Source organism: Nocardia sp. CA-136227, from assembly GCF_050955695.1.
Lineage (GTDB): Bacteria > Actinomycetota > Actinomycetes > Mycobacteriales > Mycobacteriaceae > Nocardia.
This window is the reverse complement of sequence record NZ_CP192081.1, coordinates 5,688,137-5,710,915: the sequence shown is the minus strand read 5'-3', so window position 1 is coordinate 5,710,915 and position 22,779 is coordinate 5,688,137. Positions and strand designations below refer to the sequence as shown.

At 69.1% G+C, this 22,779-nt stretch carries 23 protein-coding genes and 1 tRNA gene; 15 read left to right on the top strand and 9 right to left on the bottom strand.

The genetic code is table 11. The annotated features are described in order from the left end of the window. Positions 1-27 precede the first annotated feature (27 nt). The 3 genes from ACQP06_RS26450 (at position 28) to ACQP06_RS26440 (ending at position 3,447) form a co-directional block, all read left to right on the top strand. Entirely contained in the window at positions 28-1,470 is a 1,443-nt protein-coding gene (locus ACQP06_RS26450; RefSeq protein WP_433667119.1) for a molybdopterin-dependent oxidoreductase, read from the top strand. 244 nt (positions 1,471-1,714) lie between these two features. Beyond that, complete coding sequence (locus ACQP06_RS26445) at positions 1,715-2,845, top strand: histidine kinase (protein ID WP_433667118.1); 1,131 nt, start codon at positions 1,715-1,717, stop codon at positions 2,843-2,845. Continuing rightward, entirely contained in the window at positions 2,842-3,447 is a 606-nt protein-coding gene (locus ACQP06_RS26440; protein ID WP_387306796.1) for a response regulator, read from the top strand. The genes ACQP06_RS26445 and ACQP06_RS26440 overlap by 4 nt, the downstream gene beginning before the upstream one ends. 277 nt (positions 3,448-3,724) lie before the next feature. Here ACQP06_RS26440 and ACQP06_RS26435 read toward each other — a convergent pair whose 3' ends face one another. Further along, entirely contained in the window at positions 3,725-5,743 is a 2,019-nt protein-coding gene (locus ACQP06_RS26435; RefSeq protein WP_433667117.1) for a TPM domain-containing protein, read from the bottom strand. Between the two features lie 61 nt (positions 5,744-5,804). Here ACQP06_RS26435 and ACQP06_RS26430 point away from each other — a divergent pair, with 61 nt between their 5' ends. The 4 genes from ACQP06_RS26430 to ACQP06_RS26415 are packed head-to-tail and all read left to right on the top strand — an operon-like array spanning position 5,805 to position 9,209. Continuing rightward, positions 5,805-6,500, top strand: a complete 696-nt coding sequence (locus ACQP06_RS26430) for an MBL fold metallo-hydrolase (protein ID WP_433667116.1) — start codon at positions 5,805-5,807, stop codon at positions 6,498-6,500. A 44-nt stretch (positions 6,501-6,544) separates the two neighbouring features. Further along, entirely contained in the window at positions 6,545-7,201 is a 657-nt protein-coding gene (locus ACQP06_RS26425) for a YdcF family protein (protein WP_433667115.1), read from the top strand. A 3-nt stretch (positions 7,202-7,204) separates the two neighbouring features. Further along, the gene (locus tag ACQP06_RS26420) at positions 7,205-8,473 is read left to right on the top strand and encodes a deoxyguanosinetriphosphate triphosphohydrolase (RefSeq protein ID WP_433667114.1); all 1,269 of its coding nucleotides are present in this window, start codon (positions 7,205-7,207) and stop codon (positions 8,471-8,473) included. A gap of 31 nt (positions 8,474-8,504) precedes the next feature. Further along, on the top strand, positions 8,505-9,209 hold the full coding sequence (locus ACQP06_RS26415; protein WP_357086195.1) for a HalD/BesD family halogenase: 705 nt from the start codon (positions 8,505-8,507) through the stop codon (positions 9,207-9,209). A 73-nt stretch (positions 9,210-9,282) separates the two neighbouring features. On the opposite strand, the gene ACQP06_RS26410 is transcribed toward ACQP06_RS26415, so the two are convergent. Genes ACQP06_RS26410 through ACQP06_RS26400 form a run of 3 tightly spaced genes read right to left on the bottom strand, consistent with a single transcriptional unit; the run spans position 9,283 to position 11,130 of the window. Beyond that, positions 9,283-9,960, bottom strand: a complete 678-nt coding sequence (locus tag ACQP06_RS26410) for an energy-coupling factor ABC transporter ATP-binding protein (protein WP_433667113.1) — start codon at positions 9,958-9,960, stop codon at positions 9,283-9,285. Beyond that, positions 9,957-10,505, bottom strand: coding sequence for a biotin transporter BioY (locus ACQP06_RS26405; protein ID WP_433667112.1), 549 nt, complete (start codon positions 10,503-10,505; stop codon positions 9,957-9,959). The genes ACQP06_RS26410 and ACQP06_RS26405 overlap by 4 nt, the downstream gene beginning before the upstream one ends. 34 nt (positions 10,506-10,539) lie before the next feature. After that, positions 10,540-11,130 (bottom strand): energy-coupling factor transporter transmembrane component T family protein, encoded by a 591-nt coding sequence (locus ACQP06_RS26400; RefSeq protein WP_433667111.1) that lies wholly within the window; start codon positions 11,128-11,130, stop codon positions 10,540-10,542. A 98-nt stretch (positions 11,131-11,228) separates the two neighbouring features. On the opposite strand from ACQP06_RS26400, the gene dnaG reads away from it, so the two are divergent. Beyond that, positions 11,229-13,142 carry a DNA primase gene (gene dnaG, locus ACQP06_RS26395; protein ID WP_433667110.1) on the top strand — a complete coding sequence of 638 codons (1,914 nt, stop codon included), beginning with the start codon at positions 11,229-11,231 and terminating at the stop codon, positions 13,140-13,142. Between the two features lie 96 nt (positions 13,143-13,238). Here dnaG and ACQP06_RS26390 read toward each other — a convergent pair whose 3' ends face one another. After that, entirely contained in the window at positions 13,239-13,484 is a 246-nt protein-coding gene (locus tag ACQP06_RS26390) for a hypothetical protein (RefSeq protein WP_213560124.1), read from the bottom strand. Continuing rightward, positions 13,414-15,072, bottom strand: coding sequence for a zinc ribbon domain-containing protein (locus tag ACQP06_RS26385; RefSeq protein ID WP_433667109.1), 1,659 nt, complete (start codon positions 15,070-15,072; stop codon positions 13,414-13,416). Before ACQP06_RS26385 ends, ACQP06_RS26390 begins: the two co-directional genes overlap by 71 nt. Before the next feature lie 268 nt (positions 15,073-15,340). On the opposite strand from ACQP06_RS26385, the gene ACQP06_RS26380 reads away from it, so the two are divergent. The 3 genes from ACQP06_RS26380 to ACQP06_RS26370 all read left to right on the top strand — a co-directional run bounded on the left by ACQP06_RS26380 (position 15,341) and on the right by ACQP06_RS26370 (position 16,119). Beyond that, a tRNA-Asn gene (locus ACQP06_RS26380) sits at positions 15,341-15,413 on the top strand. 164 nt (positions 15,414-15,577) lie between these two features. Continuing rightward, positions 15,578-15,868, top strand: coding sequence for a type II toxin-antitoxin system Phd/YefM family antitoxin (locus ACQP06_RS26375; protein WP_433667108.1), 291 nt, complete (start codon positions 15,578-15,580; stop codon positions 15,866-15,868). Then, positions 15,865-16,119, top strand: a complete 255-nt coding sequence (locus ACQP06_RS26370) for a Txe/YoeB family addiction module toxin (RefSeq protein ID WP_433667107.1) — start codon at positions 15,865-15,867, stop codon at positions 16,117-16,119. The genes ACQP06_RS26375 and ACQP06_RS26370 overlap by 4 nt, the downstream gene beginning before the upstream one ends. Positions 16,120-16,266: 147 nt before the next feature. Here the strand turns inward: ACQP06_RS26370 and ACQP06_RS26365 are convergent, their stop codons facing one another. Continuing rightward, on the bottom strand, positions 16,267-16,707 hold the full coding sequence (locus tag ACQP06_RS26365; protein WP_433667106.1) for a hypothetical protein: 441 nt from the start codon (positions 16,705-16,707) through the stop codon (positions 16,267-16,269). Then, complete coding sequence (locus ACQP06_RS26360) at positions 16,665-17,279, bottom strand: YdcF family protein (protein ID WP_433667105.1); 615 nt, start codon at positions 17,277-17,279, stop codon at positions 16,665-16,667. The genes ACQP06_RS26365 and ACQP06_RS26360 overlap by 43 nt, the downstream gene beginning before the upstream one ends. Positions 17,280-17,423: 144 nt before the next feature. Between ACQP06_RS26360 and ACQP06_RS26355 the strand changes: the two genes are divergently transcribed. Continuing rightward, positions 17,424-18,635 carry an FAD-dependent monooxygenase gene (locus ACQP06_RS26355; RefSeq protein ID WP_433667104.1) on the top strand — a complete coding sequence of 404 codons (1,212 nt, stop codon included), beginning with the start codon at positions 17,424-17,426 and terminating at the stop codon, positions 18,633-18,635. A gap of 71 nt (positions 18,636-18,706) precedes the next feature. On the opposite strand, the gene ACQP06_RS26350 is transcribed toward ACQP06_RS26355, so the two are convergent. Further along, complete coding sequence (locus ACQP06_RS26350) at positions 18,707-19,216, bottom strand: hypothetical protein (RefSeq protein ID WP_379095025.1); 510 nt, start codon at positions 19,214-19,216, stop codon at positions 18,707-18,709. Between the two features lie 219 nt (positions 19,217-19,435). On the opposite strand from ACQP06_RS26350, the gene ACQP06_RS26345 reads away from it, so the two are divergent. The 3 genes from ACQP06_RS26345 to ACQP06_RS26335 all read left to right on the top strand — a co-directional run bounded on the left by ACQP06_RS26345 (position 19,436) and on the right by ACQP06_RS26335 (position 22,763). After that, positions 19,436-20,446 carry a GAF domain-containing protein gene (locus ACQP06_RS26345; RefSeq protein ID WP_433667103.1) on the top strand — a complete coding sequence of 337 codons (1,011 nt, stop codon included), beginning with the start codon at positions 19,436-19,438 and terminating at the stop codon, positions 20,444-20,446. 380 nt (positions 20,447-20,826) lie between these two features. Further along, positions 20,827-21,684 carry a ParB N-terminal domain-containing protein gene (locus tag ACQP06_RS26340; RefSeq protein WP_433667102.1) on the top strand — a complete coding sequence of 286 codons (858 nt, stop codon included), beginning with the start codon at positions 20,827-20,829 and terminating at the stop codon, positions 21,682-21,684. 110 nt (positions 21,685-21,794) lie between these two features. Next, complete coding sequence (locus ACQP06_RS26335; RefSeq protein WP_433667101.1) at positions 21,795-22,763, top strand: helix-turn-helix domain-containing protein; 969 nt, start codon at positions 21,795-21,797, stop codon at positions 22,761-22,763. Positions 22,764-22,779: the final 16 nt, after the last annotated feature.

The following is a 22,779-nucleotide window of genomic DNA, read 5'->3' as shown; positions in this document are numbered from 1 at the left end:
CCGGTCGGCTACGGAAGGTTCGGACAAGTGTCGGAGAAGGGGACTGCGCGCAAGAAGGGGCTGCTGCACGCGGTCGCGGTGGGGGTGGGCGCGCTCGGCGCGGGCGAACTGCTCGCCGCGGCGCGCGGCGGCTCCATGCTCGACGGAATCGGTCGGCTGGCCGCGGATTACGCGCCCGTGCAGGTGGTCGAGACCATGGTGGCGCAGGCCGGGGACCACGACAAGGAGATGACCCGGCTCGGTGTCGCGCTCTGGGGCGTGGGCGCGGCCGTCGGCACCGCACTGCTCCCGCCACGACTGCGCACCCCCGCGGCCGCCGTGTTCGGGGCCGCCACCGCAGCCGCGGCCCTGCGCAACACCGACCGCTCGGTGCCCGGCGCGCTCGGCGCGGTGGCCGCCGCGGCCGTACTGCGAGCCGGGCTGCGCAAGCCCACCGGACACGGACTGCTGTGGGCCGCAGCGGGAACCGGCATGATCGCCGCCGCCGAGACACTGGTGCGGCGCGAGGATCAGCGGCACCGGGAACGGGCCCGCCGGGTCGGCCCGATGGGCGCGCACGTCCCGGTCCCCGATGACGGCATCGGCAGCGAACCGGGCCTGACCCCGCTCATCACGCCGGCGAGCAAATTCTATGTGGCGGACGTGAATTCGCGGGCCCCGCGCATCGATCCCGCCGACTGGCGGCTGTCCATCGGCGGCCGGGTCGCCCACCAGCTGCGGCTGTCGCTGGCCGATCTGGCCGAGCAGGCCGTCGAATTCGACGCCGTCATGGTGTGCGTGCACAACACCGTCGGCTCCGGCCGCTGCGCCAATGCCCGCTGGCTCGGCGTCCCGCTGACCGCCCTGCTCGACCACGCCGTCCCCGAATCCGGTGCGACCCGCCTGGTCACCCGCGCCGTCGACGGCTACACCATCTCGCTGCCGCTGGAACCGCTGCGCACCGGCGAATGGCCCGGCTACCTGGTCATCGGCATGAACGGGGAACCGCTGCCGCCCGAACACGGCTTCCCCGCACGGGTTTTCGTGCCCGGCATCTACGGCCAGTACTCGGGCGCGAAGTGGGTCGGCGAACTCGAACTCACCGACGACAGCCACGTCGACTACTGGTGGAAGCGCGGCTGGCCCGCCGAACCACTGTGGGTGCGGCCGCAGGCCCGCATCGATGTCGCCTCCGGCGGCGGCCCGGGCGGCGGCAAGTTCACCATCGCGGGGGTCGCCTGGGCCCCGCCGCACGGGGTGGCCGGGGTGGAGATCCGGATCGGCGAAACCGATTGGCTGCCGGTGGAACTCGGCTCCGAACTGGCCCCCGCGGCCTGGCGGCGCTGGCGCACCATCGTCGACGTGCCGCCGGGCGCCCACACCATTCAGGCCCGCGCCATCAGCCGCTCCGGCGAGGTCCAGGACGCCGAGGAGCGCCCGCCGTTCCCGATCGGCCCGGGCGGTCTGCACAGCGTCACCGTCACGGCCTGATCGTGGCCTCGCCCATGACATCCGTCATGGGCGGACAGTGACGAACCGAGGATGCGTGGCAGGTCGCGGCGGGTGACGGTATTCGTATGAACCTCACCGCGAGTGGCTGGTGCCGCGTTGCCCCGGGTCGGTGCTGCCGGCTGCCCCGATGCTGTCGCTGAGCGCTGCGGTGCCGTCCCGATCCGCCGGACGGCCGCGCGCTGACCGGCGACGATCGGCATGGGCTCGGGTAGCGTCCCGCGGTGTGGACGCGGAAGAGGCGGGTATCCGGCGGCGGCGACGGTTCGGGACGCTGCTCGCGGCCGTGTGGGCGGTGTACCTGTTCGACCCGCTGCGGCAGGGCTGGCAGCTCGAGGATCCGGTGGCCCGCGCGTACACGATCGCGGTGATCGTCGCCTTCGGCATCGCCTATGTCGCGTCCTATTGGCTGCTGGTGCGCGGCCCGTCCGACCAGGGCTGGCCGCCGCGCCCGCCCTGGCTGGTGGTGGCCGGATCGCTGGCCGTGCAGGTGGCGCTGATCGCGGCCGCGGCGGTCACGCTGCATTCGCAGATGCTCGGGCTGGGCGTCTACATGGCCTCCTACATCGCGTTCACGCTGCCGGTGCGGCGGGCGGTCCCGCTCGAACTGGCGTTGATCGTGGGGTTCGCGCTGCTGCCGCAACTGCTCACCGGGCAGCCGCCTGCGTACTCGCTGATGCAGTCGATCGTGTTGGCGGCCTTCGCGGTCGGCGGAATCCGGGTGATCCTGCAACGCAATCACGAACTGCACATCGCCCGGCAGCAGCTCGCCGAACTGGCGGTGGCGGAGGAGCGGCTGCGGGTCGGGCGCGACGTGCACGACATCCTCGGCCACTCGCTCACCGTCATCACCGTGAAAACCGAACTGGCGCAACGGCTCATCGATGTCGCCCCCGAGCGCGCGAAGACGGAGATGGCCGATGTGGAACAGCTGGCGCGGGAAGCGCTGGCCGGGGTGCGCTCCACCGTCGGTGGGCTGCGGGCGGTTTCGCTCGCCGGCGAGCTGACCAATGCCCGCACCGCGCTGAACGCCGCCGAGATCGAGGCCGTGCTCCCGGATCCCGGCGAACTGCCGTCGCGGCACAGCGTCGTGTTCGGCTGGGTACTGCGCGAGGCCGTCACCAATGTGGTGCGGCACAGCGGCGCGGCCCACTGCTGGGTGCGGGTGACCCCGAACAGCATCGAGATCGCCGATGACGGTGTGGGCCCGCGCGACTCGGCCCGCACCGGATCCGGCCTGTCCGGACTGCGTGAGCGGGTGCGGGCCACCGGCGGCGAACTCACCCTGGGCGCGCGCCCGGACGGTGGCTTCCGGGTGCTGGCAAGCTTCCCGGAGACGATCAAGGAGCCGGAATGATCAAACTACTGCTCGCCGACGACCAGGCTCTGGTCCGCGGCGCCCTCGCGGCACTGCTGAGCCTGGAACCCGACCTCGACGTCGTCGCCGAGGTCGGTCGCGGCGACGAGGTGCTCGCCGCCGTCGAGCGCACCACCCCCGACGTGGCCCTGCTGGACGTGGAAATGCCCGGCCTGGACGGCATCTCGGCCGCCGCCCAGCTGCACGCCGCCCACCCGGCCGTGCGCATCCTGATGGTCACCACGTTCGGCCGCCCCGGCTACCTGCGCCGCGCCATCGACGCCGGCGCCTCCGGCTTCGTCGTCAAGGACACCCCCGCCCGGGAACTGGCCGACGCCGTCCGCCGCGTCCACATGGGCCTGCGCGTCGTCGACCCGGCTCTGGCCACCGAAACCCTCACGGCCGGAACCTCACCCCTCACCGCCCGGGAACGCGAGGTCCTCGCCGCGGCCGCCGACGGAGCGACCGCGGGCGCCATCGCCAAACTCCTGCACCTGTCCGAGGGCACGGTCCGCAACCATTTGTCCTCCGCCATCGGCAAAACGGGCACCCGCACGCGCGCCGAAGCCGTCCGGGCGGCCGAGCGCCTCGGCTGGCTCTAGCGTCCCGGGGCAGTAGCTGAATCATGACCACGGGTGGCACTCAGCGGGAAATGTTCTGAAATGAGCCACTTTCTCAAGTTTGCTGGGTTAGGTTCACCGCTACACCGGACAGTCGGTGAGGAAAGCGGAAGTCGGAGGACACCATGGGAATTCTCAGCCTGATCGCGGGGCTCGCGCAGATGGTCATCGGCACCATCGTGGCCAACACGGGTTCCGGCGGGACCGGCTCCGGCTGGTGAGTGCGCCGGGTTCGGCTCGCCTCCGGTGAGCCGAACCCTCAGAACCGGCCGCCCCGGCTGATCCGCCGGGAGCCGTCGGAACCACCGAAGGAGCCTGGGCCGTAGCCGCGGCCACCGCCCCCGCCTCCGAAACCGCCGCCGAATCCGCCACCGCCGCGGCGGTATTCATTGCCCATCCCGCGCAGCATGCCGTCGATGAGGATTCCACCCAGGATGGCCCCGGTCTGGGAGCCCCCGGAAGACACGCGTTGCTGCTGCTGAGCCTGCCATTCCTGCACTGCGGCCTGCGCGGTGTGCAGCGCGCGAGCTCCGAGTTCGACGGCGCGCTGGGCGGATTGGAGAGCCTGCTCGGGATTCGAGGCGGCGAGCTGATCGGCCTGATCCAGACTGCGTTGGGCCTCCGCGAGCCGGGTGCGCGGTTCGGCGTCGACCCCGCCGCGCCGGGTGCTGATGTAGTCGGCGGCGGCATTGACCTGGCTGCGGGCCGCGGTCAGCGTCTGATCGAGACGGCGACGCAGGTCATCGGCCGCCCGCTTGCGATCACCGGCCGCGGCGATCGCCTGATCCAACGCGGCGTCGGCGGCGACGGCCTGCCGGAAGACCCCCAGCGGATTGGTGGCCCCGTCGGCGGTGGCCTGATCGAGAGCGGTGCGCGCGGCGGCCGTCGCGGCGGGCAGATCGGTGCCGCCGTGTTCCGACAGTCCGTCGGCGGTGGCCAGATCGCCGCGCAGTTCCTCGATCATGGCCGACAGTCCGGCCCGCGCCTGCTCGATATCGGTGGCGGCCGAATCGACCGCGTCCAGCAGCGTGCGAGCCGCGTCCACGGCCGATTCGGCGGCGCGAATATCGGATACCGCCGCGCCCTGCTGCCCGACCGGTTTGGCGGCCGCGGCCCGCCCGTCGGCGATCGTCTTCTCCGCGAATCCGATTCGTTCGCTCGCCATGCTCACGTTGTCGTGGATGGGCGCGAGCACCGACGCGGGATGCGCGGCCACCAGCGCCGCGAGCGTGGTCCGCGAACCGGGCACCCGCGCGGTCAGCTCGATCAGGTCGCGGGTCAGCGCGTCCAGCCGCTCCCCGGCATTGATGAGCAGATTGCGCATGGCGTCGAATTCGCCGACCTTGGCATCGAGGTCCCGATTCGCGCTGCCGCAGCTGCTGACCAGGTCGATCAGCATGCGCTGCTGCTGATCCGGGGTCTCGGGGATGTCGTCGTCGAGCTGCTGGCGGATCGAGAACGCCTTGGCCAGCGCCCGTTTCGCGCCCTCCAGGGCGGCGGTGAAGGGTGCGGTGGCGGTGGCTCCGAATTCGTCGGTGGCCAGCCGCAATTCCTCGGTGCTGGTGCGAATGGCGTTGTCGGTGTCGACCAGCGTCTCCTTGGACAGGGCGTCCAGGACGACCAGCGGCAGGGACTCCAGCGCCCGGGTGTCGGTCGGATCGGTCTTGCGCGCCGACTCCATGACCGAGCGTTCCCGCCGCGTCTTGCGCCGCTTCGACCACCACCAGATGCCCAGCACCGCCAGCGCCACCAGAAGCGCGATGATCAGGATCGGGAACAGCCCGATGCCGCCGGAGCCGCTCATGGCGTCCGAGAGCCCGGTCGCCGTGGCCAGCCCGGCCCCGGCCCAGTTCCCGTCGCGCAGCTTCGGCTCCACCCGGTCGGTGAGCAGCCGGTCGAGTTCCTTGTCGCTGACCGACTGCGGCACGGTCCCGGTGAACGCGTACGCCCGATCGTCGACGGCCACCGACAGCAGCACGTCGCGATCCCCGAACCCGGACAGTTTCGCGGTCTGCTCACCCCAGGCGTGCGAGTCCATCCCGCTGAAGTCGCGCACGTAGACGACCCACAGCCGCTCGTGGTCGCGCGAGTACAGCGCGTCGAGTGCCTGCTGCAGCTCCGCGGTCTGCCCGCGGTCCAGCGCCCCGGCCTTGTCGGTGACATAGCCGGGCAGTCGCAGGGGCGTCTCGGCCGCGGCCGGCGCGGCGTGCCCGCCGAGCAGGGCCAGGGCCGCGAGCAGACCGGTCACGAGGAGGGACAGCTGCTTCGATGGCCGCATGCGTCGAATCTAACTGTGGAACGCGGAGGGTCGGTTTCTTCTGCACACTGTGTCGGAAGCCATGACTACGATCGGTGACGTGATCACCATCGATTCGCCCTACACGGGCCACGTCTCGCCCGGCTCCAATCCGCAGCGGCGTGAGGTTCCGGGCGCGCGCATCGTGAAGATGTCGGTCGGTGGCATGGACAACAACACCTATCTCGTGCAGTGCGCCGCCACCGGCGCGACCCTGCTGATCGACGCCGCCAACGAGGCCGAGCGGATCCTCGAGCTCATCGGCCAGGAGGCGCCGGGCCGGGTGGAGCTCATCGTCACCACCCACCAGCACCGGGACCACTGGTTCGCGCTCCCGGATGTGGTGTCGGCCACCGACGTTCCGACCGCCGCGCACGAGCTGGACGCCGCGCCGCTGCCGGTGCCCCCGGCCCGGCTGCTGGCCGACGGCGACAAGGTCCACGTCGGCGACCTCGTCCTGGAGGCCATCCACCTGCGCGGGCACACCCCCGGCTCGGTCGCGCTGGCGCTGACCGACGGCGCAGGCGGCGTCCACCTGTTCACCGGTGACTCGCTGTTCCCGGGCGGCGTGGGCCGGACCCAGTCGCCGGAGCAGTTCACCTCGCTGCTCGGCGACGTCGAGACCAAACTGTTCGACCGCTATCCGGACGCCGCCGCGGTGTATCCGGGCCACGGCGACGACACCACCCTCGGCGCCGAGCGCCCGCAGCTGCCCGAATGGCGGCAACGCGGTTGGTGAGACTCCGCAACCACCGAGCCGAACCCGACTGGCCGGCACCGGACATGGCCGCATCCACCGCCTCCGAACGCGGTGGCGGCACGCTGCGCTGGGTGCGCCGGCTGCTGGTCGGCGGGGTGCTGATGGGCCTGGTCGTGGTGGGCGGCACCGCCCTGCACGTGTGGCAGGTGGCCCGCATCGACGACTACGCCCACGCCGACGCCATCGTGGTGCTGGGCGCGGCCCAGTACGACGGCACCCCGTCGTCGGTGTTCGAGGCGCGACTGGACCAGGCGCACAAGCTGTTCCGCAAGCAGGTCGCCCCCATGATCGTGACGGTGGGCGGCAAGCGGGTCGGCGACAACTACACCGAGGCGGCCTCGGGCAAGAACTACCTGAAGGACCAGGGCGTGCCGGAGGACCGGATCCTGGCCGTCGAAACCGGTTCCGACACCCTGCAGAGCGTGGAAGCGGTGTCGAAAGCGCTGCTGGCGCGTGGCAAATCGTCGGTGGTGCTGGTCAGCGACCCCTGGCATTCGCTGCGCACCCGCACCATGGCGCGCGACGCCGGGCTGTCGGCCTGGACCGCGCCCACCAGAACCGGGCCCGCGGTGTACACGCGGGAATCGCAGGCGCACGGGATCTTCCGGGAGACCTTCGCATTGCTCTGGTATCAGCTGACCCATTTCTCGGCGGACTTCAAATACACGGCGGATCAGTGAGCAATGAACGCACGCATCGACTATGACCGGGTCTACACCGACGCCGACCGGGAACGCATGGTTCCCGAGACCGAGCACACGGCCGGACTGAGCTGGTCGCCATGCCCGGCCCGGCGCAGCGAATTCGCGCGCGACCGGGCCCGGGTATTGCACTCGGCCGCGCTGCGGCGGCTCGCCGACAAGACCCAGGTCATGGGCCCGCGCGACGGCGACACCCCGCGCACCCGGCTCACCCATTCGCTGGAGGTCGCCCAGATCGGCCGCAGCATCGCCGACAGCCTGGGCTGCGATCCCGACCTGGTGGACCTGGCCGGGCTCGCCCACGACATCGGGCACCCGCCCTACGGGCACAACGGTGAAGTGGCCCTCGACCAATTCGCCGACGCGCACGGCGGTTTCGAGGGCAATGCGCAGAACCTGCGCATCCTCACCCGGCTCGAACCCAAGGTGTTCGACGATCAGGGCGTCAGTTTCGGGCTCAACCCGACCCGGGCCGCCCTGGACGCCGTCATCAAATATCCGTGGGGCAGAACGGGTCCCGGCTCCAAGTTCGGGGCCTACGGGGTGGACATGGACCGGCTGGACTGGGTCCGCAAGGACGCGCCCGAACGCCGCCAATGCCTGGAATCGCAGATCATGGACTGGTCCGACGACGTCGCCTACTCGGTGCACGACGTCGAGGACGGTGTCATCGCCGGGCGCATCGACCTGCGCGCCCTGGCCGATCCGGCCGAACAGGTGGCGCTCGCCGAACTCGGCGCGCAACGGCACAGCTCGCACAGCGTGGACGACATGGTGGCCGCGGCGCAGCGGCTCTCCGAACTGCCCGTGGTCACCGCCGCCGCCGAATACGACGGCTCCCTGGCCGCCTCGGTCGCGCTCAAACGGCTGACCAGCGATCTGGTGGGCCGCTTCGCCACCGCCGCCGTCGAGGCCACCCGCGCCGCGTGGGGCGGCCGCCAATTGTCGCGCTACGCCGCCGATCTGGAGGTGCCGCGCATCGTGGCCGCCGAGGTCGCGGTCCTCAAGACCATGGCGTTGCGGTACGTGCTCTCCGATCCGATTCACCGGGTGCGGCAGGCCGGGCAGCGCGAACGCATCCTGCTCGTCGCCGACCGGCTGCTCGCCGCCGCCCCGCACGGGCTGGACCGGCTGCTGCTGCCGTGGTGGGAGGAAGCCGCCGACGACACCGCCCGGGTGCGGGTGATCGTCGACCAGATCGCCTCCTACACCGAGAGCCGCCTGGAACGCATCGCCGCCGCGATACCCTGAGTCCGGTGAATCCGGCGGCAGGGGGCGCGCGATGACACGCGAGGTGGACGACCTGGTCGACCTCGAGCGATATCCGCTCGACCGGCGGTCCGTGACGCGGCTGCGCGAGGTCATCGAGCGGTCGCAGGCGGACTTCCTGGTCAGCGGAGTCACCGTGCTGCCCGAATTCCTGCGGCCCGCCGCGGTCACCGAGATGGCCGCCGACGTGCTCTCCGACGGACTCGGCGACGCCATGCGCTTCGAATACACCGTGGCCTGCGACCGGATCCCGGACTCCTCGCCGTTGAAGGCGCTCTACCACTGGGAACCCTTGCGGGAGTTCGTCTCCCACCTGGTGGGGGAGCAGGCCTACCGGTCCGCCGACGAACTGGGCGCGATGACGGTGCAGATCCACGAGAACGGGGACGCGCAGGACTGGCACTACGACATGTCCGATTACACGGTCATGCTGCACATCGTCGCGCCGGAGCGGGGCGGGGCGCTCGAATACATCCCGCTGCCCGGGGCTTTCATCGAGCGCGGGGGCGGGCTGCCGATGCGGCACCGGCACATGGTGAAGATGCTGCCGACCGTGCCGGGCACGCTGGTGCTGCACGCCGGGCGGCGGTCCCGGCACCGGGTGACGCCGGTGCAGGGCGAGATTCCGCGGGTGAGCGTGCACATGGCGTTCAACGCGCGGCCCGGGCAGCGGTTGAACGCGCACGTGCGGCGGCATCTGTTCGGGCGCGAGGACTGAGGACTTCGAGCGGCGACGGCCTCGGTCCGCTCGTGTGGGGGCGAGCCATGGTCCCGCGGCATTCGGCGCGGGCTCAGTCCAAGTGCATGGCCACGTAGCGCGGGATGGTCTCCGCCGGCGGGCCGTCGGCCACGACGCGGCCCTCGTCGAACACCAGCACGCGGTCGAAATCGGCGAGCAGGTCCAGGTCGTGGGAGACCACGACCAGTCGCTGCGGGAGTTCGCGCAGCATCCGGGTGATGCGGCGGGTGTTGCGCAGGTCGAGCAGGGTGGTCGGTTCGTCGAACACCACGTACTCGGGTCGCACCGACAGCACCGCGGCGATGGCGAGCAGCTGCTTCTGGCCGCCGCTGAGCAGATGCGCGGGGTGGTCGCGGAACTCGGCGAGGCCGTAGGTCGCGAGGGTCTCGGTGACCCGTTGCGGGATGTCGGATTTGGCGACGCCGTGGTGTTTGAGGCCGAAGGCGAGGTCCTCGGCGACCGTCGGCATGACGATCTGGACGTCCGGATCCTGGAAGACGAATCCGACCCGTTTGCGCACGGCCCGGCCCTGTTTGCGGGTATCGAGGCCGTCCACCCGGACCGTGCCCGAGGTCGGCACCTGCAGGCCGTTGAGCAGCCGCGCGAAGGTGGACTTGCCCGAACCGTTCGCGCCGACCACGGCGATCCGGCGTTCGCTCAAGCGCAGATCCAGGTCGCGCAGGACCTCGCGCTCGCCGAATCGGTGTGAGACGCCGTCGAGTTCGATCATGCCCGCGCCGGAATCATCGGATACGCCTTGCGCACCGCCACCGCGGCCAGCGACCCGATCACCGTCTTGACCACGTCGCCCGGCAGGAACGCCACCGAGGTCGTGATGGCCTTGCCCAGCGAGATGTGCGCGGCCGCGGCCATCCACGGAATCCCGATGGCGTACAGCACGATCGCGCCGCCGAGGAAGTTGATCAGCAGGGCCAGCGGCAGGATGTAGTGCTTCCACACCCGTTCGGTGAGCAGGCCGATCACCAGCGCGCCGATCGGATAGGCGATCACGAAGCCACCCGTCGGGCCCATGATCACCGACAGGCCGCCGCGCCCGCCCGCCAGCACCGGCAGCCCCGCGAAGACCATGACGTCGAAGAGCAGCATGGCCAGCGCGCCGCGCTTGGCGCCCAGAATCGAGCCCGCCAGGATGACGCCCAGAGTTTGCGAGGTGAACGGTGCGAAGGCTCCCGGCAACTGGATCAGCGGAAAGAATCCCAGGACCACCATGATTGCCGCGAACAGCGCGATCTGCGCCAAATCCCTACTACGCACCCGAGGCATCCTAAATGGCTGCCGGACCGACCGGTCAGTCCAGGCCGCGAGCGTCCAGGGCCTCGCCGACCCCGTCGGCCATGCGCAGTGTGCGGATCAGTAGCGGGACCAGGAAGACCGTGCTGCGCTCGATGCCACGAGCCCGCTGCGCGGCGCGCACGAGTTCGGCCTGCTCACGGATGACCGGGATGAATCGGATGGTCATGGCGACCAGCAGGCCGACCCGTTCGGGGCGGACGCCGAGCGGGCGCAGCGGGGTGAGCGCGCGCTCGATGGTGTCGACCATGGCCGAGGTGCGGGTGGTCAAGGTCACCAGATTGGCCAGCAGGACCAGGGTGAGCAGGCGTTCCCCGACCAGGACCGCCGTGCGGGCGTCGGTGAAGATCACCTGCGCGATCACGATCAACGCCAGGAACGGCAGCAGCGCGAGGACCTGCCGCGCGGTCGTCCGCCACGGGATCCGCGCGAGCGCGTACAGGCCCAGCACCACGGTGAGCGCGCCGGTCAGCACGGTGATTGACGACACGAAGAACAGCGCCGTCCCCGCGACCGCGAGCCCGGCCAGCTTCACCCCCGCGGGCACGACGTGCACCGGCGTCCGGGCGTCGTGATAGAGGCTGAGCACGGATCGATCCTGGCACGTGCCGGAAAGGCCATTCGGTCCGGCGTCCAGCCGTGCGTCCCGGTCGAGCGTGTCGGCTGCCCGGGGCTAGACTCGCTGGCGTGGCTGGCCGACTTCCGGACCGCGATATCGCGGCGATTCGTGAACGTGTCCGGATCGAGGATGTCGTGGGGGAGTACGTCGCCCTCCGCCGGGCCGGCGCCGACTCCATGAAGGGCCTGTGCCCGTTCCACGACGAGAAGTCGCCGTCGTTCCACGTGCGGCCCAATCACGGCGTGTTCCACTGCTTCGGCTGCGGTGAGGGCGGCGACGTCTTCGCGTTCCTGCAGAAGATCGAGCACATCGGTTTCGTCGAGGCCGTCGAGCAGATGGCCGACCGGCTCAACTACAAGATCAACTACGAGGGCGGCGGAACCTCGGTCCGCGTCGACCGCGGCACCCGCGCCCGCCTGGTCGCCGCCAACGCGGCCGCCCACGAGTTCTACATCTCACAGCTCGGCGAGCCCGGGGCCGAGGCGGCCCGCAAGTACCTCACCGACCGTAATTTCGACCACAACGCCGCCCACCAGTTCGGCTGCGGCTACGCCCCCGGCGGCTGGGACACCCTCACGAAACACCTGCTGCGCAAGGGTTTCGAGTTCAAGGAGCTGGAGGCCGCGGGCCTGTCCAAGCAGGGCCAGCGCGGCCCCATGGACCGCTTCAACCGCCGTCTGCTGTGGCCGATCCGCAATCTCGGCGGCGAGGTGATCGGCTTCGGCGCGCGCCGCCTCTACGACGACGACACCATGACCGCCAAGTACATCAACACCTCGGAGACGTTGCTGTACAAGAAGTCCCAGGTGCTGTTCGGTCTCGACCACGCCAAGCGGGAGATCGCCAAGGGCCATCAGGCCGTGGTCGTGGAGGGCTACACCGACGTCATGGCCATGCACCTGGCCGGCGTCAAGACCGCGGTCGCCTCCTGCGGCACCGCCTTCGGCGACGACCACCTCGCGATCCTGCGCCGCCTGCTCATGGACGACAACTTCTGGCGCGGCGAGATCATCTACACCTTCGACGGCGACGCCGCCGGCCAGGCCGCCGCCCTCAAGGCCTTCTCCGGCGACCAGAAGCTCGCGGGCCAGACCTACATCGCCGTGGCCCCCGACGGCCTCGACCCGTGCGAACTGCGCCAGCGCAACGGCGACGGCGCGGTCCGCGACCTGGTCGCCCGCCGAGTCCCGTTGTACGAGTTCGTCATCCGCGGCCTGCTCGCCGAACACAACCTCGACACCCCCGAAGGCCAGGTCGAGTCCCTGCGCCGCGCCGTCCCCGTGGTCTCCCAGATCAAGGACTTCGCCCTCCGCAAGGCCTACGCCACCAAACTGGCCGGTTGGGTCGGCTGGGACGACATCCAGCAGGTGGTCCGCCGCGTCGGCGAGGAGGCCCGCAAGGGCGCCCGCACCGGCGCCAAGCCCGGCATCCCCGAACGCCAACCCCACCACGAGGTTTCGCCCGGCCCCGCCGCCCGGCCCAACCCCACGGACCCGGCCCTGCTGCCCCAACGCCAAACCCTCGCCGCCGCCCTGCAATACCCCGCCTTCGCGGGCGCGGTCTTCGACTCCCTCGAGCCCGAAGCCTTCACCCACCCCGCCTTCCTCGCCGTCCGCGCCGCCATCGCCGAAGCCGGCGGCACCGCCGCGGGCCTCACCGGCGCCGAATGGGTCACCGCCGTCGCCGACAACACCGACGACCTCACCCTGCGCGCCATGGTCTCCGAACTGGCCGCAGAACCCCTCCCGGTGAAGTCCGCCGACGACATCCCCCGCTTCGTCGCCGGCGTCTTGGCCCGCACCCAGGAATCCTGGGTCGGCCGTCAGATCGCCGAACTGAAGTCCAAACTCCAGCGCATCTCCTCCACCGAACAGCCCGACGCCTACATGGCCCTGTTCGGCGACCTGGTGGCCCTGGAGCAATACCGCAAGAGCCTCCTCACCCAGGCCATGGGCAACTCAGGCGACTTCGCAGGCGTCTGACCCCACGCACCCGGCAGGCGGCGAAGCTCGCCGCCTCCGGGCAGGGGTGTGGGGGCGCAGCCCCCACCAGGGGGCAAGGGGCAAAGCCCCAATCCCTCAGCGCCGCAGCTGGTCCTGCGGCACCAGGATCGTGGTCCGCTCGTCCAGCGGCACCATCGGCTCCAGCTTCGGCTGGGTGTTCAGCTTGTCCGCGAGCTTCTGCCGCCCCATCAACACGACCTTCCGCGTGACAGGGCTCTCACTGATCGCGCGGGTCGTCTTACTGATCTGCTCATACCGAACCCGCCCGGCCTTGGCGCCCAACACATACCCAGCCGCCACACCGATGATCAACCGCAGCATCCCGAGAAGCTCCTCCCATAGGGTCAGACACGAATGGTAATCCGTTGTCTTTTTGTCGTCCTCCGGTGGTGTCCGGAGGATCGGCAGTGGGCGTGACTCGTGCCGCCCCGTGACGCTGTCGCTGAGCGATCTCGGCGAACGTCCAGCCCCAACGGGACTGAAATCGTTCGTCGAGGGCATTCAGGACTTGTCCACGATTCCGAGACGAGTCGGAGCCCACTAGGTGAGAACGTCTCAGCAGTGTTCGGGCTCCGCCAATGTCGGCGTGGACGGTTCTCCCGCAGAACCGGCACCGGAAGCGTGCTTGGGTTCGACGGTTGCTTCTGGCGGTGTATCCGCAGCTGCCGCATTCCTGACTGGAGTACGCGGCAGGGACTTCGAGGATCTCGATGCCGAGATCCTCACGCAGGGAAGCGAGTTTGGTGTCGACCGCGGCCCGGCCCGAGAACGCGAGCAGTCGGCGCAGGCGTTTGGACAGTTTGCCGGCCTGGGCCAGACCGCGGAAGTCCAGCTTCTCCACGATGACTCGGGCGACATCGGGTGCGCCGCCCTTGTCTGGGTTCAGGATTCGGTTCAAGCACCGGTTGACCTCGTTGGTGACGAACCCGCGAATGTCTTGGACCAAAGCCCGGTAACGACGCGAATCCCGCAACCGGATGTGCTGGCGGTTCAACGCCGCGACCAGCGGTTGCAGACGGGCGTCGTAGGCGCGCAACCGGTCCAGGAAGTCGCGCCCGTGCAAGGTGCCAGCACTGGTCGCGAACAAAGTCGCCATGCCCCAGTCCACGCCCAGGTCGCGGGTCCGCTCGTCACCGGGTATCGCTTTCCTGGTTTTCACGACAAGCCGGAACTCGACCCGGCCCTCCCCGGTGATGATGACTTGGCAGTGGTTGGCCACCACCGCGCCCGGGCGCGCCAGGCGCGCCTCGAACGCTGCTTGGGTGCGCAGTGGGATCCACGCCGGCTTGTTTCTTGTCAGGGTGGAAATCCGGACCCAATAAGCGTGTGTGCCAGCGTGTTTCGGGGATTCGACGACGGCGATCTTGCCGTCCATCACCATGGTGCGGACACGCCGCAGATCCGGAGCCCCGACACGCTTGCGGACCTGGCGCATGATCGTGCGGGCCAGGGTCAAGATCTCGGCCGCGATCACACGGTGCTTCGACATCTGAATCTGCCCGGCCTGGGCCCCGTCCTGCCCGAGGCCGGGCTGCCGGTACCAGGCGTTGGCCTTGTTCACGTACAGCAGATCCTCGGCGACCTTCTCGGGCAGAGTTGAGCCGGTGACGAGGTCGCGAAACACGCGTTCGCAGTTGCCCAGCCATGACCGGTGCGTGGCCACCGCCTGCTGACCGACCGAGTCCCACTGCCGTTGCGATAAGCCGTCGTCCCAGCCTTTGGTGTCCACCCACCGGGGCAGTACACCGGTGGTGAACAACTGTCGCCGCACCGCCGATTGGGCCCGCCCGAGCCCGGCCTGCCACACCGGCAACACCGCCGCGACCCGCGCGAGTTTCGCCGCGTTCGCGCATGACGGCAGCCGGTAGGACCGGCAACTCATCGCAGCGACCTCCGCAGCGGGCTTCATGACTCCAGTCAATACATGAGGCCACCGACAACTTCAGGCCCCGAGCGCGAACAGAAGGACAGAACGGACGCGTTTCCAGCGGACCCGCGACTCTTCGCGCATACCATCCCGCCTCCGGCCCTGCCCGCCCCCACCCCGCCCCTGTCGATCCGGCACCCCATCTCGCCCCCGTCCATATTCCCGCAGGTAGAGCCACGATTTGGGAACTGTACAACCGATACGCTAAAGTTTTCCCCGGCCGGTCCGGAAGGGCCAGCCAGGGAAACAATCCCCTATAGCTCAATTGGCAGAGCAGCCGACTGTTAATCGGCAGGTTTCTGGTTCGAGTCCAGATGGGGGAGCCGAAAAGCCCCTGACCCGCGGTTCACCCCGCACGGTCAGGGGCTTTTTTCGTTTGTCTGTGCGCTAGATGCTTTCGCGCCGAACGGATTTCGTCAAGCGCAAACCCAACTTGTACCGGTTTCTGGTACCGTACAAGTGTCCCGTACCGGAAGAGGATGTAGCGATGACTGAATCCGTGTCGGCAAGCGAAGCTCGGAACAAGCTGTTCCCGCTGATCGAAGAAGTCAACACCGACCACACCACGATCCACATCACCAGTAAGAAGGGCAACGCCGTTCTTATGAGTGAAGAGGACTTCAACTCGTGGCGCGAGACCATCTATCTGTACCGCTCTCCGGCGAACGCAAAGCGCCTCGCGGAAGGTATGGCTCAGGCGGAGGCCGGAGAGGTGGTGACGTTCTCCCTAGGCGAGCTGGAAGATATGGCCGCCCGAATCGAAGCGGAGGACGAATGAACATCACGTTCACCAAGAACGGTTGGGAGGACTACCAGCACTGGATCACCGCGGACCGCAAGATGTTCGCGAAGATCAACCGCCTGATCGCCGAGATCTCCCGCAACCCGTTCGAAGGCATCGGCAAGCCGGAACCCTTGCGGGCCGACAGATCCGGCTACTGGTCGCGTCGGATCACCGACGAACACCGCCTGATCTATTCGGTTGCAGGCGAGACGATCACGATCGTTCAGGCGCGATACCACTACTAGACGGGTCTGAAGGCCGTCTGGCCCTTCCTTGTTCACGCTCGTGCCCGAAACGGGAAGCCGGTAGCCTTGGCCAACTGCGTTGGGGGACAAGGCGTTGTCGGTGACGTGCGGAGGATGTGAATCGTAGGCCTGCACGGTCACGCCGGCTTAGGTGAGCTGTGCGGTCCAGTAGCCGCGTCCCGCGCCGAGCTCCACCACTGTTCTGCTCCCGCAGAACTCGCGCATCCACGCGATCGTCTGAGGTGAGGGAATCGCATACGCGTAGGCCGCTTGCAGGATCGTCTGCGCGTAGGCCAGGCGTCCGCTGCCGGATGAACTGCCGCCGTTCACCACTCGACGGCCGTTACACTCACTCACGGATGCCGCGACGATGTCCCAGTACGGATTCCGGGACTCGCCGCCGGTCAGGTAATGCACCAGGCGAAGGTCGAAGGCGGCGTCCGTGGCGTCGTCGCGGGTGCCTGACAGCATCGGCGCTGTCGTCAAATATTCGGCAACCCGGGGGAATTGCGTCCGCAGTCGATGTTCGTCGGCGAGCAGGGCGGCTAGCTGGTCGCGCCGCTCCGGCGTGAGTACGAGATCGGCCATCGCACCAGTTTTCCTCGGCCGTACAGGGCGAGTAGGGGTTTCAGCGGCATCCATTCGCCGAAGCGGTATTCGGCGCCGCGGACGAGCCGCTCGGCCAGGTCCGGGCGCTGGCGGATGAGGTAGGACCGGCCTCGCTCGGCGTGGTAGGGGAGCGAGACAATTTTGATCCGGTCGACGCTCTCGAGGTAGGGGAGGGCGAAAGCGATGTTCTCCCAGGTGCTTCGGCTCTGTCGTTCGACCGTGAGGGGTCCGCGATAGCCGTGGGCGGTGGCGTAGTCGGCCATCAGCAAGGCTTCGGGGGTCGGGCCGGCACAGGCGCCGCCGCACAGGACGAGCCGGCTGCTGGCTGCGGCGGGGTCGACGGACCGTAGTCCCGCTCGCACCCGCCAACGGTTCATCACATTGGCTCGGGTGCCCGCATTGCGATAGCCCAGCACGACGACCGCCTCGGTGGTGCCGGGGGCGGACCCCACGAATCTGCGTGAGGCACGCCAGTTCTCCCACTCACCCCAGAGGGCAACCGCCACGACTGCCCCGATCGACAGCCCGATCCGTCCCCTGCGGGTCGTCACGTTCATGTCCTCTCACCAGCGTTGATTCCCGTTCGAGCCTACGCTCGCCACCGTGTTAGACATTTGTTCTAGACAAACGTGTCAGACCTCGTGTAGACATATGTCTTAGACAAACGTTCTTCACCACGAACCGGGAGACACCCCATGAGCACCACCGCCAACACCCTCCGCGTCCTGGTCGCCGGCGGCGGCATTGCCGGCAATGCTGTTGCCCTGCAGTTGCTCCGGGCCGGTATCGCGGTCACCGTAGTCGAGCGGGCGGACGCGCCGCGGCCCGGCGGGCAGGCTGTCGACCTGCGTGGGCCCAGCCGGGAGGTGGCCGAGCGCATGGGGCTGATGGAGGGGATCAAGAAGAGCCTGCTGCACGAGAAGGGGATGGCCCTGGTCAAGGCGGACGGGTCGTCGGTGTACCGGATGTCGATGGAGATGTTCGACGGCAAGGGTCCGGTGGCCGACATCGAGATCAGCCGGGGCGACCTCAACAATGTGCTGCTCACCGAACTCGCCGGTGCCGCAGGCGAACTCGACTACCGCTACGGCGACTGGATCGAGACCATCGACCAGGATGCCGACGGCGCCACGGTCGGATTCGCTTCGGGCCGCGAGGAGCGCTACGACCTGGTGATCGGCGCGGACGGCGTGCACTCCCGCACCCGCAAGCTGGTGTTCGGCCCGGAGAAGGAGTTCACCACCTACCTGGGCGGCTACATGTCCTTCTACACGATCCCCACTCCGGCGGGCGTGGAGAAGGATTGGATGTCCATGCACGTGGTGCCGCGCGCCTCGCTCGGCCTGCGCCCCGATTTCGACCCGGCCACCTCGAAGGCCATCATCACCCTGCGCACCGACGCCGACCCGGCCCTGCGCCGCGATATCCCCGCCCAGCGCAAGCTGATTCGCGACATGCTGGCGGAGGCGGGCTGGCTGGTGCCCGAGGCCCTCGGGCACCTGGAGACCACCGAGGACTTCTACTTCGACGAGCTGGTCCGCGTCGACATGCCCACCCTGTCGAAGGGCCGCGTCACCCTGCTCGGCGACTCCGGTTTCTGCGGCTCCCCGATGACCGGCATGGGCACCGCCATGGCCATCGTCGGCGCCTACCTGCTGGCGGGCGAAATCGCCGCTACCCCAGCCGATATCGACGGCGCGCTGGCCCGCTACGAGGAGCAGGTCACCCCGTTCCTGGAGAAGGCCAAGGAGCTCCCCGGCGGCGGCATCCAGATGATGCTCCCCACCTCGAAGCTCGGCCTGAAGATGATGCAGCAGGTCGGAAAGCTCATGACCACCAAGCTGTTCCGTCCCATCATGATGAAAATGCTGGACCAGACCCAGGACTACGTCCTCCCGACCTACTGATCCACCGCGCCGAAAAGGCCTTCCTCGACCGATCAACCGGTCGGTGAAGGCCTTTTCGTGCGACTGGCCCGCTAACTCGAGCCGCTGGTCGCCGCGCCGAGCAGTCCCGACAGGATGCTGGATATCACCGCACCCGGCAGGTCGCTGGTGGCCGATCCTGACGCGGACCCACTGGCGGACCCTGTCAGGTATCCCCGGCCCGGCCCGGTTGTCGAGCCGAGGAAGGCGTCGCCGCCCCCATTGGCCAGCTCGTCGAGGGCGCAGGTGGCGAGTCCGCCGCCGGAGCCGCTGGTCAGAGCCGTGATGATCCCGTTCGTTAGACCTGCGGCGAGACCGGCCTCGGGGCCTGCGGCGGAACCGCCGAGGAACCCGAGCGCGGAACCCGTCACCGAGCCGGTGGCGGCCGAACTGGCCCAGCCTTTGAGGAATCCCTCGAGGCAGGTCATGCCGGGATCCAATGCGGTGGGATCGGCCTGGGCAACCCCGGGGCCTTCTACTGTGAGTGGTTCGGCGGCCGCCGGCGCGGCCGCGATGGCGAGTGAAATACCGATAGAAGCGGTGATCAGAATGATGTTTCGCATCGAAGTACTGCTTTCCCCGAAAAACCTGGACGCATGACCAAATTAACCCCACCGCCGATCACTCGCAGGCCGAACGTGAAACTTGGCGGGAATGGCTCAACGCGGACCGCTCGGTGAAAAGTCTTGGGGGAAGGCCTGACTCGAGTAGCGAATACCGGCCGGTGCCGCGCTGGGGAAGACTCGTGTACTCATGGTCAGGGGACGAGAGGGGAGTATGTGGTGAGCGGTACACGGTGGCTGTTGATCGAGACCTTCGGCGGCGGCGAGCCAACGGTGGTCGGACTCGGAAGTGCGCCGAGGAAATTCGTCCCGCTCACCCAGATGTTCCGGCAGCGAGAGACCCTCTCGGCCATTCGTGGCGCGGTGGCGGCGACCTTGGCCCGCCTCGGGTCGGTGGATCTCGTGAGCGAGGACGGGCGGCGGCGCACGGTGACGGTGCCGCTGCACATCACACCGGAACGAGTGCACGCGGTGCTGTTGTGGTCGGGCCCGGTCGAGGAGGAGTTGCCGCCGCGAGATCGCGTGGGGGCGTGGTACTTCAACCTCTCGACGTCGAAATCCACGCGGTCGGATGATCTGCTCGAGCTGTACGGGGTCGCGCCGGAGAACCGGGCTCGGGAGCATGCCATCGCGGGGGTGTTCGCCCGCGTCATCACCAATAGTGACGAATCCGATGCGCTGGCGAAGATTGTGCGGTCGGCTCCCGGGACCGAGCATCAGGCGGTGTGGACCGTGCGGCGGGATGACGGTGCGTTGCGGGCGGCGCACTTCTCCTGCCGGATCCTCGAGGAGCGCACGTCCGCCGAGGGGCCGGAGATCTTCATGCGGGGCGTTACGCATGACATCGGGGACGCGACCGAGGTGAGTTCGGCGCCGCCACCCGTCATTCTGGAGCATCGGGTGCTGGATGCGGCTGCGGCGGAGGGGGATTATCGGGCGATCGTGGATTTGCGGAATCTGCGGTTGTTGCGGTGGATGGGGCCGGCGATGCCGGGGATCGCGTGGCAGTCGTTGGCGGGGGAGCCGGAGCCGGGGATTCATCCGGAGGATCTGGGGATCGCGAAGGCCATGAGCCGGGATCTGGCGCAGTCGCGGACATCGGGGGTGTTGCGGTTGCGGAAGCTGGATGGTGGGTGGAAAGTGGTGCGGGCACGGGCGGTGCTGATGGCGCTGGATCAGTACACGACGGCCGCGTTGGTGACGGTGCGGGACCCGGACCTGGTGGATTAGCCGGCCAGCAAACAAACCACCAGTAATGTTTGTTGGGTATATAACAGCGGTTGACCGCGCGTCGCGGGTTTGCGGCAGGTCAGCGTGATCAAGGGGGAAATACGCAGGTGGGCGGGGGATTTGCTCAATTGATCACGGAATGTCCGAATCGCTACACTGCCGCCAGTACGCACCCGTGCGAGCGGGAATCTTGCCGGTTCTCCCCGTGAGACCGCCTGGCGCGTCGTTGACAGGCCCTGCCCGGAAACGCTTCTGCGGCTCCGGCGGTCGTGGCTGCTCGGCGTAGGGAGGCGGCAACAGTGCTCGGACCGAACAATGCGTGGTGGCTGCGTCTTCTCACCGGCATCCGGCAGTGGTTGGCGGCTCGTATGGTGCGATCGATGGGGTTGCGCACCTATCGGGGCGTGAATGTCCGCGGGCTCGAGCCGAATCCCGCCGAGATCGTCCGAATCCCCCTGGACCGCGTGCACATCGGCGCGACGCTGCGGCAATCCGGGGAGAACGCGCGGCATGTCGCCGCGCTGTCGGAGGTCGCCGCGGCGCTGCCGCCGATCGTGGTGCACCGGCCGAGCATGACTGTCATCGACGGCGCTCATCGCGTGCGGGCCGCGCAGTGCAGCGGGTCGCAGTGGATCGACGCGGTCTACTTCGACGGCGACGACGGGCAAGCCCTGCTGCTGGCCATCCGGCTGAACACCGCGCACGGCCTGCCGCTGTCCGCCGCCGATCGCAAGGCCGCCGCCGAACAGGCGCTGATGTACTACCCGGACTGGTCGGATCGCCGGCTGGCCATGACACTCGGTCTGTCCGAGCGCGCGATCGCGGCCATCCGGCGCAGAACAGCGTTGCTCCCGACCTGCGAACCGCGCCCGTGCCCGACCCCGGCGGCCGCGCCGGACGAGGTCCATCGCCGCCCCGAGCGCGTCCACCTCACCGATCCCCGTCCGATGCAACGCCGTTCGGACTCGGCCGCCGGTGACCGCGCCCAGCAGGCCCCCGCCTTGCGCACCCTGTGCCCGGATCCCGCGTTGCAACGCACCGAATCCGGCAGGCAGTTGCTGGCCCTGCTGGCCGCCCTCCCCGCCGATCCCGCCGCCTGGGCCGATCTCGCCTGCGAGCTCTCGCCCTGTCACGCCGCGCTGATCGCCGAGCTGGCCGCCGAACAGGCCGAGAACTGGGCGACCCTGGCCCGTGCCGCGACCGGGCACGCGGTGACGGAGGAGAACACCGCGGCGTGATCGGCGCCGCCCGCGGCGAGCCGGACGGCGTCGAAGGGCCTGGCGCGCTTCGGGGCTCGAATCGGGGCCCATGAGAAAATGGCGGGAACCGCGGTGGTGGATCGATCGGAGTGGGTGTTTTGCAGGGGGTTCGGCGGGTCGACGTCCGCGGCGGCGAGGGGGTCAAGGCGGGGCAGTTGTTCGAGCAGTGGGAGGCGGGGCTGAGCGAAGCGTATGTGCCGCTGGCGGTGTCGCCCGGCGAGCAGGAGCGCTTCGAGGGCTGGATCGTGCACGGCCGCTACAACGAGGTCGAGTTGTCGACGCTGGGCGCGAGCAAACAGCGGGTGCATCGCACCCGCACCCTGATCGCCCGCACCGATGACGAGTTCCTGCACACCAGCATTCAGATCGCGGGCCGCGGTTGGCTGCATCAGGACGGCCGGATCGCGGAGGTGGGTCCGGGCGAGATGGTGTTCTACGACAGCACCCGCCCGTACCACTGGGAGTTCGAGGGCGCGTGGGAGATGTCCGCGGTGCAGGTGCCGCTGAGCCGGCTGCGGCAGCGCTCCGGCATCGCCCCCTCCGAGATCCCGACCGCGACCACGGTGATGGAGCACAGTCCCGCCGGTGTGGTCACGACCTTCCTGCGCGAGCTGACCGAACTGCAGAACACCGACCCCGCGCAGGCCGCGGTGCTGGCCGGTTCGACGGTGGATCTGCTGTCCTCCGCGATCGCCCTGATCTCCGGCCGCTCGATGCCGGGCGAGGCGTCGGAGACCCTCACCCGCCGTCAGGTGCTGGATTTCCTCCGGAAGCATTGCCTCGACGCGAATCTCACCGTGGAGGCGATCGCGGCGGGCTGCGGGGTGTCGCGGCGGACCCTGTATCGCGTGCTCGAGGAGTTCGAAGAGGGCCCGGCGACGCTGCTGCGCCGGATGCGGGTCGAGTACGCGTGCGGATTGCTCACCGCGCGAAGGGATCTCCCGGTGGCCGCGATCGCGCACAGTTCCGGCTTCACCAATGAGCGGCAGTTCTATCGCGCGTTCCGGGTCGAGATGGGCACCACCCCGGCCGCCTACCGCGAGACCGGCTGCGACTGATCTCCGCCCGCCGATC

Coding starts and splice junctions, on each gene's coding strand:
- ACQP06_RS26410 (WP_433667113.1), bottom strand. CDS start 9,960: ATGATCGAACTCGACGGCGTCTCACACCGATTCGGCGAGCGCGAGGTC.
- ACQP06_RS26420 (WP_433667114.1), top strand. CDS start 7,205: ATGAACGCACGCATCGACTATGACCGGGTCTACACCGACGCCGACCGG.
- ACQP06_RS26385 (WP_433667109.1), bottom strand. CDS start 15,072: ATGAAGCCCGCTGCGGAGGTCGCTGCGATGAGTTGCCGGTCCTACCGG.
- ACQP06_RS26430 (WP_433667116.1), top strand. CDS start 5,805: ATGACTACGATCGGTGACGTGATCACCATCGATTCGCCCTACACGGGC.
- ACQP06_RS26425 (WP_433667115.1), top strand. CDS start 6,545: ATGGCCGCATCCACCGCCTCCGAACGCGGTGGCGGCACGCTGCGCTGG.
- ACQP06_RS26435 (WP_433667117.1), bottom strand. CDS start 5,743: ATGCGGCCATCGAAGCAGCTGTCCCTCCTCGTGACCGGTCTGCTCGCG.
- ACQP06_RS26440 (WP_387306796.1), top strand. CDS start 2,842: ATGATCAAACTACTGCTCGCCGACGACCAGGCTCTGGTCCGCGGCGCC.
- ACQP06_RS26375 (WP_433667108.1), top strand. CDS start 15,578: ATGACTGAATCCGTGTCGGCAAGCGAAGCTCGGAACAAGCTGTTCCCG.
- ACQP06_RS26365 (WP_433667106.1), bottom strand. CDS start 16,707: ATGGCCGATCTCGTACTCACGCCGGAGCGGCGCGACCAGCTAGCCGCC.
- ACQP06_RS26340 (WP_433667102.1), top strand. CDS start 20,827: ATGGGGTTGCGCACCTATCGGGGCGTGAATGTCCGCGGGCTCGAGCCG.
- ACQP06_RS26350 (WP_379095025.1), bottom strand. CDS start 19,216: ATGCGAAACATCATTCTGATCACCGCTTCTATCGGTATTTCACTCGCC.
- ACQP06_RS26415 (WP_357086195.1), top strand. CDS start 8,505: ATGACACGCGAGGTGGACGACCTGGTCGACCTCGAGCGATATCCGCTC.
- ACQP06_RS26355 (WP_433667104.1), top strand. CDS start 17,424: ATGAGCACCACCGCCAACACCCTCCGCGTCCTGGTCGCCGGCGGCGGC.
- ACQP06_RS26390 (WP_213560124.1), bottom strand. CDS start 13,484: ATGCTGCGGTTGATCATCGGTGTGGCGGCTGGGTATGTGTTGGGCGCC.
- ACQP06_RS26370 (WP_433667107.1), top strand. CDS start 15,865: ATGAACATCACGTTCACCAAGAACGGTTGGGAGGACTACCAGCACTGG.